At 71.1% G+C, this 10,253-nt stretch carries 7 protein-coding genes; all 7 read left to right on the plus strand.

Going from position 1 to position 10,253, the window contains the following annotated elements; translation table 11 throughout:
• On the plus strand, positions 1 to 1,648 hold a 1,648-nt coding region (locus tag KBX53_RS11165), incomplete at its 5' end, for a DUF5941 domain-containing protein (protein ID WP_210858997.1).
• A gap of 15 nt (positions 1,649 to 1,663) precedes the next feature.
• Positions 1,664 to 3,874 carry a bifunctional glycosyltransferase family 2 protein/CDP-glycerol:glycerophosphate glycerophosphotransferase gene (locus tag KBX53_RS11170; RefSeq protein ID WP_210858999.1) on the plus strand — a complete coding sequence of 737 codons (2,211 nt, stop codon included), beginning with the start codon at positions 1,664 to 1,666 and terminating at the stop codon, positions 3,872 to 3,874.
• A 69-nt stretch (positions 3,875 to 3,943) separates the two neighbouring features.
• Positions 3,944 to 5,296 (plus strand): ABC transporter ATP-binding protein, encoded by a 1,353-nt coding sequence (locus KBX53_RS11175; RefSeq protein ID WP_247675448.1) that lies wholly within the window; start codon positions 3,944 to 3,946, stop codon positions 5,294 to 5,296.
• A 119-nt stretch (positions 5,297 to 5,415) separates the two neighbouring features.
• Positions 5,416 to 6,384: a hypothetical protein gene (locus KBX53_RS11180; RefSeq protein ID WP_309140752.1), complete on the plus strand. Its 969-nt coding sequence runs from the start codon at positions 5,416 to 5,418 to the stop codon at positions 6,382 to 6,384.
• A gap of 63 nt (positions 6,385 to 6,447) precedes the next feature.
• On the plus strand, positions 6,448 to 6,912 hold the full coding sequence (locus tag KBX53_RS11185; RefSeq protein WP_030329591.1) for a DUF4442 domain-containing protein: 465 nt from the start codon (positions 6,448 to 6,450) through the stop codon (positions 6,910 to 6,912).
• Between the two features lie 59 nt (positions 6,913 to 6,971).
• Positions 6,972 to 7,760, plus strand: coding sequence for an HAD family phosphatase (locus KBX53_RS11190; RefSeq protein ID WP_210859003.1), 789 nt, complete (start codon positions 6,972 to 6,974; stop codon positions 7,758 to 7,760).
• Complete coding sequence (locus KBX53_RS11195; RefSeq protein WP_030329587.1) at positions 7,757 to 10,129, plus strand: glycoside hydrolase family 65 protein; 2,373 nt, start codon at positions 7,757 to 7,759, stop codon at positions 10,127 to 10,129. Before KBX53_RS11190 ends, KBX53_RS11195 begins: the two co-directional genes overlap by 4 nt.
• Positions 10,130 to 10,253: the final 124 nt, after the last annotated feature.

Genomic DNA, 10,253 nt, shown 5'->3' on the forward strand with positions numbered 1-10,253 from the left:
GCCGACCCTCGCGGCCGCCGCCCGGGCCGCCGCGTCCGGAATGCTCCCCGTCGCCGCCCCGATCGGTCCGGTCGGCGCCGTGGCGCCGCTGCCGACGCCCGCCGGGGTCGGCGGGTCGGCCGCGGCCGGTGCCCCCGGGCCCGCCGTGGACCGGCTCTTCGCGGGCCTCGCGGCGCTCGGCACCCTGATCTTCGCCCAGCGGGTACGCCTGCTCGTCGCGCACCGGGTCGAGGACACGGCCGGGCTGGCCGCTGCCGAGGCGGCGGTGACCGCTGTCGACGAGGACCGGGCCGAGCTGCGGTTGTCGGTGAAGGAGAAGGACGACTTCTTCTCCACCTACTTCGTCAGCACCTGGTCGCCGTACCTGGTCCGGCTGTCGGCGCGGCTCCGGCTCACCCCGACCGGGGTGACGGTGATCTCGGTGCTCTTCGCGCTGGCGGCGGCGGTACTGTTCGGGGTCGGTGGGCGACCCGCGCTGGTCGGTGGCGCGGTGCTGCTCTATCTCGGCTTCGTACTGGACTGCGTGGACGGCCAACTGGCCCGCTACACCCGGCACTTCAGCGCCTGGGGCGGCTGGCTGGACACGATGGCGGACCGGGCCAAGGAGTACGTGGTCTACGCCGGTCTGGGCTTCGGGGTGAGCCACGCCGGGCTGGGTAACGGCTGGGCGCTCGCGATCGCCGCGATGACGTTGCAGACCGTCCGGCACATGACCGACACCTGGTACGGGGTGCTGCACGACGAGGCGGCCCGTCGGCCGCGTACGGCGACGAACGCCAGCGGCGGGATCGGTGACCGGCTCAACGCGGCGTCGACCCGGGTGCAGGCGGACACCGGTTCGCTGTCGTACTGGCTGAAGCGGACCGTGGTCTTCCCGATCGGTGAGCGGTGGGCGCTGATCGCGCTGACCGTGGCGCTGTTCAACCCGCTGGTCAGCCTGATCGCCGTGCTGGTCTGGGGGGTGCTGGCGTTCGCGTACACCGGTGCGCTGCGGACGCTGCGGGCCCGCTGGATGTGGGTGCCGGTGCTGGACACTGTCGACGCCACCCTGCACCGCGACGACGGCCCGTTGGCCCGCTGGTTGCCGGTGCTGCGCCCGATGGGGCCGCTGACCCTGGCGGTGATCGCCGCGCTCGGCCCGGCGGTGCTGCTGGTCGGGGCGCTGCTGAACGACGCGCCCGATCAGCTCCGGTGGGCGGTGCCGGTGGCGCTGCTGGTGCTGCTGGTCGGCGGCCTGGGCGCCGGGGCGGCGCACAACGGTCCGCTGGACTGGCTGGTCCCGGCGGCGTTGCGGGCCGCCGAGTACCTGTTCGCGATCGCCGTCGGCGTGGTCGGCGGGGTGCCCGGCTGGCTGATCTTCGGGTACGTCTTCGTGCTCACCGTGCACCACTATGACCTGACCGCCCGGCTGGAGAAGCGGCAGGCGGCACCGCCGCTGCACGCGGCGACGCTGGGTTGGGAGGGACGTTCGGTGCTGGTGGCGCTCGCGGCGATCGTCGGTATTGCGGGTGTCGGACTGGCTACACTCGGTGCGTACCTTCTCGTGGTTTTCGTGGTGAGCGTCGTCCTGGCCTGGTTCGTGCGACCGGCCCGTAGCGCGCGGGCGTCGGTCGCGCCGGCGGGCGTTGGAGGTGCCGCGCCGCGCTGACGGAGGGACGGCCGGATGACCCTGATCAGCTTCGTGGTGCCGGCCTTCCGGGTGCAGGGATACCTGCGGGAATGCCTGGACTCCATCCTCGGTCAGCCGGAGACCGACATCGAGGTGATCGCCGTCGACGACTGTTCGCCGGACGCCAGCGGCGACATCATCGACGAGTACGCGGCCCGCGACCAGCGGGTCCGCTCGGTCCGGTTGCCGGAGAACGTCGGCCTCGGTCCGGCCCGGAACATCGGGCTGGACCGGGCCGTCGGCGAGTACGTGTGGTTCCTCGACGGCGACGACTGGCTGGCGCCGGAGTGTCTGACCGACGTCGCCGAACGGTTGCGGGTCACCCGCCCGGACGTCCTGCTCGTCGATCACGTCCGCACCCACTGGAACAACACCGCCACCCGCAGCGCGATGGCGGAGGTGTTTCCGGAGTCACCGGGCTCGGGCACCTTCCGGTTGCGGGACCGGCCGCAGGCGATGCACCTGCTGCACACCGCGTGGAACCGGCTGGTCCGTCGGGAGTTCCTGGTCGACCTGGGGCTGCGCTTCGCGCCCGGCTGGTACGAGGACGTCTCGTTCAGCTACCCGGTGCTGATGGCGGCGCGGCGGATCGGCGTACTGGACCGGGTCTGTGTCAACTACCGCCAACGCCGCGCGGGCGCGATCACCCGGACCCGGGGTGACCGGCACTTCGAGGTCTTCCCGCAGTGGCACCGGGTCTTCCATCTGATGGATTCGTGGGGGTCGGCGACGGAGGCGCTGCGGCCGGCGGTCTTCGAACGGATGATCTGGCACTACCTGACGGTGCTCGGCAACGGTCAGCGGATCGCGCCGGAGCTGCGGGAGGCCTTCTTCGCGCAGATCACCGCCGACTACGAGCGTTGGCTGCCGCCCGGCGGCTATCCGGTGCCCGACGGGGTCGAGGGGATCAAACACAAGCTCGTCGCCACCGGCCGGTGGCGTACCTTCAGCGCGTTGCGGGCGGCCAGCCGGGCCCGGGACGCCGCCCGCCGGCGGGCCCGCACCGCTCGGCGCACTGTCGGCCCGGTTGCCCGGCGCGGTGCCCGGCTGACCCGCGACGGGCTGCTGCGCGAGTACTACCGGGCTGAGTTGCGACGTCCCGTCGACCCGACGCTCGCGGTGTACGCCGCGTACTGGTACCGGGGTTACTCCTGTAACCCGGCGGCCATCTACGAGGTCGCCCGCCGGTTGGCGCCGGGGGTGCGCGGGGTGTGGATCGTGCGCCGGGACCGGGTGGACGCCGTGCCGGCCGGGGTGGAGTACGTGGTGGCCGGCACGCCGGCGTACTACCGGGTGCTCGCCCGCGCCCGGTGGCTGGTCAACAACGTCAACTTCCCGGACTTCGTCCGCAAGCGACCGGAACAGGTGCACGTGCAGACCCACCACGGCACGCCGGTCAAGGTGATGGGGTTGGATCAGCAGCGCTACCCGATCGGCGCGGGCCGGATGGACTTCGCCGGGCTGCTGCGCCGGGTGGACCGCTGGGACTACAGCATCAGCGCCAACAGCTTCTCCACCCAGATGTGGGACCGGGCGTATCCGGCCACGTACACGACCCTGGAGGTGGGGTACCCGCGCAACGACCGCCTGGTCACGGCCGGTCCGGACGAGGTGCGTCGGCTCCGCGAAGAGTTCGGTCTCGACCCCGACGAGCAGGTCGTCCTGTACGCCCCGACGCACCGCGAGCACCTGCCCGGCTACCGGCCACCGTTCGACCCGGACCGCTTCGTGCAGGCGTTGGGGGACTCGGGCCGGCTGCTGATGCGCAGCCACTACTTCCACGACCGGGATCGACGTCCGGGTCGGCCGAAGGACTGGGAGCGGGTGCGGGACGTCAGCGGTCACCAGCGGGTGGAGGATCTCTACCTGGTGGCGGACGTGCTGGTCACCGACTACTCGTCGGCCATGTTCGACTACGCGGTGCTGGACCGGCCGATCGTGCTCTACACCCCGGACTGGGAGGCGTACCGGCTGGCCCGGGGTGTCTACTTCGACGTCACCGCCGAGCCGCCGGGCGCGGTGGCCGCCACTTTCGCCGACCTTCTCGATGCGTTCCGCACCGATGCGGTGCGCTCGGACTCGGCAGCGAAGGCGCGTGAACAGTTCCGGGCCCGGTTCTGCACAATGGACGACGGGCTGGCGGCGGAGCGGGTGGTGCGCCAGGTGTTCCTCGGAGAGCCCGGCGAGAGGTCCACGCACTGCTGATCGGCCGTCTGTCGTGTAATAGCAGCGACATCGATCGAACATAAGACGTTTACCCGATGTGCTAACGCCATGATCCTGGTCACAGTCTTGGAGGGTTCGGCCGACGCGCTGGGGGGGAAGACGGTGAGCACCGTCACGCTCAAGGATGTGACCAAGGTTTTCCGGGATGGCACTGTTGCCGTCGACAGCATCAATCTCGATGTCAACGACGGTGAGTTCATGGTGCTGCTCGGGCCATCCGGGTGCGGCAAGTCGACGGTGCTGCGAATGATCGCCGGGTTGGAGGAACCCACCACCGGTGCGGTGATGCTCGACGGCGAGTTGGCCAACGACCTCCCCCCACGGGACCGCAAGATCGCCATGGTCTTCCAGGACTTCGCCCTCTACCCCCACATGACAGTTGGCGACAACATCGCGTTCCCGCTGCGGCTGGCCGGGATCGAGCCCGAGCCGAGGGGTGAGCGGGTCAGCGACGTGGCGAGCGCGCTGGGCATCGGTGACGTGCTGGCCCGCAAGCCGGGTCAGCTCTCCGGCGGGCAACGGCAGCGGGTGGCGATGGGTCGGGCGATCGTCCGCCGGCCCGGCCTGTTCCTGATGGACGAGCCGCTGTCGAACCTGGACAGTGGTCTTCGTGCCGAGCTGCGCGCGGAGATCTCGGGCCTGACCCGTGAGCTGGGCGTCACCACCGTCTACGTCACGCACGACCAGGCCGAGGCGCTCACCATGGCCGACCGGGTGGCCATCATGCGCCGCGGCGTGCTCCAGGACGTGGGCACCCCGACCCAGGTGTACGGCCGGCCGGCGACGCTGTACGTGGCGGCGTTCCTGGGCAGCCCACGGATGAACCTGCTGGAGGCGTCGGTCTACGTCCACCTCGACCGGTACGTCACGCTCAACCTCGGCGACCAGTCGCTCTACCTGCCCTGGAACGACATCCGCAGTCGGGCGGTGGCGCACTACCACGGTGAGCGGATCGTGGTCGGCATGCGTGCCGAGGCGCTCACCCCGGTCGCCCCGGACAGCCCCGGTGACGTGCTGCGCGGGCGGATCCGCTACCTGGAACACCACGGGCACGAGTCGTTGGCGTTCCTCGACATCGGCGCGACCGCGATCATGGTGGACGAGATGGGCACCCCGCTCGATCCGCCGCCGGTCGGCCAGCGCGGCCTGCGCCGGTTCGGCTCGGTGATGCAGCGGCTCACCGGCAAGCCGGTGGAGGCGCAGGAGCCCGCGACAAGTGGCGTCCAGACCAGCGTGCTCCCCGATCCGGGCCGGCACCACCGACGGCCGGCGGAGCTGGCGGTGCGGCTGGCGCCGTACCCGGCGGTCAGTGCCGGTCACCCGCTCGCCGTCTCGGTGCGGATGGACGCGCTGCACTTCTTCGACGAGCGTGGCGACCGGATCGACGTGGGGTGGCGCTGACGACGCGCCGGAGCGGGGTGGCGGACCGGCCACCCGGTGCCCTACCGTCTGCCCACCCAGTCCACAGTGCAAGAGCATCGAGAGGGGTCCCCGTGTCGGGTGACCGTCCCAGCCCGCTCGTGATCGAGCGCATCCTGCGCGATCGCGAGGGCATCTGGCAGCAGATCGTGGCCGAGCGTGACCTCAACGGCCTGACCGGGCGGATGCTGACCAGCTCCGCCATCGCGTTGGCCTGTTACGGGGCGGTGTTGGGCTTCTTCCACAGCCCGCTGATGGCGCTGACCTCGGCGTTGAAGCTGCCACTGCTGTTCCTGGTCACGCTGGCCATCTGCCTGCCCACGCTCTACCTGTTCAACCTGGTCTTCGGCGCCCGGCTCTCGGTGCGGCAGTCGTTGGCACTGGTGATGGTGGCGATCACCGTCACCTCGATGCTCGCTGTGGCGTTCGCGCCGATCAGTCTGTTCTTCCTGATCACCGCCAACGACTACGGGTTCTTCAAGCTGCTCAACGTGGCGATCCTGACCCTGTCGGCGCTGGTCGGGTTGCGCTTCCTGACCAGCGGCATGCAGGTGCTCAACGACCACGGCCTGCTCGCGCCGGAGGCTCCTACCGCCAAGGCCACCGAGCAGGTCACCGCCCCGGCGCCGGTCCAGGCCGTGCCGGCCGCGGTGCCCGCCGGGGCGACGCCGGTCGGCACTCCGCCCGCCGGTCAGAGCGCCGCTGCGGTGGCCGTGCCGGCCGGGGCGGCGGTGGCCGAGTCGACGTCGAACGGCGCGGTGACCACCGCGCCAGCTCCGGCTCAGGTTCCGGCGCAGTGGACCGGGCAGCCGGCCGGTGCCTCGTTCCCGCCCGGCTACCCGCCGCAGCGCCCGTGGGACAACGCTCCGATCCGACGCGGCGAGCCGACGCAGCGGCCGGCGAGCATGACCCTGCTCTACATCTGGATCCTGCTCTTCGGTTTCGTCGGCACCCAACTGGCCTGGACGCTGCGGCCGTTCTTCGGTGACCCGGGTCAGGACTTCGCCTTCTTCCGCAGCATCGACGGAAACTTCTACGCGGAGATCCTGCGCACCATCGCCAACCTCTGAGCGTGCCCGGTCGGCGGATCTCCGCTGGTTGCCGGCCTGGTTACCGGTGAGTAACGTCGGGTCATGACTATCGACTCCCGCCAGGTGGCGGCCGGCATTCTGGAAGCGGTGCCGTTCGCTCGTACGCTCGGACTTGAGTTCGTCGAGGTGGCACCCGAGGCGGAGGGTGGCGTCCGGGCGGTCGTCCGGCTGCCCGACTCGCCGGCCACCCACAACCACATCGGCGGGCCACACGCCGGCGCCATGTTCACCCTCGGCGAGACGGCCTCCGGCGCGGTCGTGCTGGCCGCCTTCGGGCAGCTGCTCGACCGGGCCGTGCCGTTGGCCGTCCGGGCCGACATCGCCTACCGGAAACTCGCGATGGGGCCGGTGCTGGCCACCGCGCGACTCGGCCGGCCGGCCGCCGAGGTGATCGAGGAGCTGGAGGCCGGGCAGCGTCCGGAATTCCCGGTCGCCGTGGAGATCGCCACCGAGAGCGGAAAGCCAACCGCGGTGATGACAGTGATCTGGACGCTGCGACCGAACTGAACCGCCTCGGGGCGGCGGAAATGGGTTTGCGGGTCCAGCAGGGTGGATAGATTCGTACCGTGCTGGGCCTACCTGCTCACGTGACCGCCTGTCTCTTCGATCTGGACGGTGTGCTGACGCAGACCGCCCGCGTACACAACGCCGCCTGGACGCAGACCTTCGACGAGTTTCTCCGCCAGCGCGCCGCGGCCTCCGGCACGCCGTTCCAACCATTCGATCCCGGCCCGGACTACAACCGCTACGTCGACGGCCGGCCCCGGGCCGACGGCGTCCGGTCGTTCCTCGCCTCCCGGGGGATCGTGCTGCCCGAAGGCGACCCGGACGACCCGCCTGAGGCGGAAACCGTCAACGGCCTGGGCAACCGCAAGAACGTCCTGCTGCTGCACCGTCTGCGCAGCGCCGGTGTCGAGGTCTACCCGGGCTCGGTGCGCTACCTGAAGGCGGCGACCGCGGCCGGGCTGCACCGCGCCGTGGTCACCGCGAGCGCGAACGGAGCCGAGGTGGTCGCCGCCGCCGGATTCGAGTCACTGCTGGAGGCCCGGGTCGACGGGCTGGTCGCCCGCGCCCAGGGACTGCGCGGCAAACCACACCCCGACACCTTCCTCGCCGGGGCCAGGCTGCTCGGCGTCGACCCGACACAGGCCGCCGTCTTCGAGGACGCGCTCTCCGGGGTGGCCGCCGGGCGCGCCGGCGGCTTCGGTTATGTGATCGGCGTCGACCGGGTCGGGCAGGCTGACGAGCTGCTCGCTCACGGCGCCGACATCGTCGTGACGGACCTCGCCGACCTGCTCGACGTCACCGACCCACCGACGCCCACCCCCACCGCCACCGAACGGGGCTCCGCATGATTCGTGAGCGCGCCTATCCGGTCGAGCCGTGGCACGTCCGGGAGACCCGGCTGGACATGGACGTGCTGGCCCAGTCGGAGTCGGTCTTCGCGCTCTCCAACGGGCACGTCGGCCTGCGGGGCAACCTCGACGAGGGCGAGCCGCACGGCCTGCCCGGCACCTACCTCAACTCGTTCTACGAGCTGCGTCCGCTGCCGTACGCCGAGGCGGGCTACGGCTTCCCCGAGTCCGGGCAGACCATCGTCAACGTCACCAACGGCAAACTGATCCGGCTGCTCGTCGACGACGAACCGCTCGACGTGCGCTACGGCGAGCTGCTCGCCCACGAGCGGATCCTCGACATGCGAGCCGGGACGCTGCACCGGGAACTGCACTGGCGCTCGCCCGCCGGCCGTGAGGTCAAGGTGCGCAGCACCCGCCTCGTCTCGTTCACCCAGCGGTCCGTGGCCGCCATCAGCTACGAGGTGGAGGCCGTCGACGGCCCGCTGCGGCTGATCGTGCAATCCGAGTTGGTGGCAAACGAGTCGCTGCCCGCGCAGAGCAAGGACCCCCGGGTCGCGGCGGTGCTGGAGTCGCCGCTGCTGGCCGAGGAGGAGTTGACCACCCCCGACGGCGGGCAGCTGATCCACCGCACCAAGGTCTCCGGTCTCCGGGTCGCCGCCGCCATGGAGCACGAGGTGCACGGCCCGGACCACACCACCATCGAGTCAGAGGGCTACCAGGACTGGGTGCGCACCACGATCGCCTGCGTGCTCAAGCCCGGCGAGAAGCTGCGGGTGATCAAGTACCTGACGTACAGCTGGTCGAGTCGCCGGTCACTGCCGGCGCTGCGCGACCAGGTCGGCGCGGCACTGGCCGGCGCCCGGCTGGACGGGTGGGACGGGCTCCACCGGGAGCAGCGCAACTATCTCGACGCGTTCTGGGACGCCTCCGACGTGCTGGTCGAGGGCGACCCGGAGGTGCAGCAGGCGGTCCGGTTCGGTCTCTTCCACGTGTTGCAGGCCGGCGCGCGCGCCGAGCAGCGGCCGATCTCGGCGAAAGGGCTGACCGGCCCCGGTTACGACGGCCACGCCTTCTGGGACACCGAGATGTTCGTCCTGCCGGTGCTCACGTACACCCAGCCGAGCGCGGTACGCAGCGCGTTGCAGTGGCGGCACAGCACGCTGGATTCGGCGCGGGAACGGGCCGAGACGCTCAACCTGCGGGGCGCCGCCTTCCCCTGGCGGACCATCGAGGGCCCGGAATCATCCGGTTACTGGCCGGCCGGCACCGCCGCCTTCCACATCGCCGCCGACATCGCCGACGCGGTGCGCCGCTACGTGATGGTCACCGGGGACACCCAGATGGAACGGGAGATCGGGCTGGAGCTGCTGGTGGAGACCGCCCGGCTGTGGCGCTCGATCGGCCACCACGACCGGCACGGGCGGTTCCACATCGACGGTGTCACCGGCCCGGACGAGTACACCGCTGTGAAGAACGACAACGTCTACACCAACCTGATGGCGCAGCGGAACCTGCTCGCCGCCGCCGACGTGGTGATGCGCTACCGGGACGAGGCGTTCCACCTCGGGGTCACCGACGAGGAGGCCGCGAGCTGGCGGGACGCCGCCACCTCCATGCACGTCCCGTACGACGACGAACTCGACGTGCACCAACAGGTCGAGGGCTTCACCCGGCTCCAGGAGTGGGACTTCACCCACACCCCGGCGGAGAAGTACCCGCTGCTGCTGCACTACCCGTACTTCGAGCTGTACCGCAAGCAGGTGGTCAAGCAGGCCGACCTGGTGCTCGCCATGCACTGGCGGGGGGACGCCTTCACCCCCGAGGAGAAGGTCCGCAACTTCCTCTACTACGAGCGCCGCACCGTACGCGACTCGTCGTTGTCGGCCTGCACCCAGTCGGTGCTCGCCGCCGAGGTGGGCCACCCCGAACTCGCGCACACCTACCTGCGTGAGGCAGCGCTGATGGACCTTCACGACCTCAACGAGAACACCCGCGACGGCGTACACATGGCGTCGCTGGCCGGTGCGTGGCTCGCCCTGGTCAGCGGGTTCGGTGGTCTGCGGGACCACGACGGCGGGCTGTCCTTCGCCCCCCGGCTCTCCAGCCGGCTCAGCCGGTTGGAGTTCTCGCTGCAGTGGCGCGGGCTGGCGTTGCGGGTGGACGTCCGACCGCACCAGACGACGTACTCGCTGCGCCACGGTGGCCCGGACGACGTGGTGGAGCTGCGCCACCACGACCAGCTACTGCGGGTGACCTGCGACGAGCCGGTGACCGTGCCGGTGCCGCCGGCCGATCCGTCCGGCCCCGCGCCCGAGCAGCCACCGGGCCGCTCGCCGCTGCTGCGGCTGCCCGAGCGCGAACAGTGACGGGTGGGGCGGGAGTGTTCCCGCCCCACCCGCACTGGTCGATCAGACCGGCTCGCCGGTCGACGGACGGCCGATCGCGTCCCTGGGCGCCGCCGCCTGCGGGTCGTCGGGCCGCCGGGCCGTC

It is taken from the genome of Micromonospora sp. M51, from assembly GCF_018070305.1.
GTDB classification, from domain to species: Bacteria; Actinomycetota; Actinomycetes; order Mycobacteriales; family Micromonosporaceae; genus Micromonospora; species Micromonospora parva.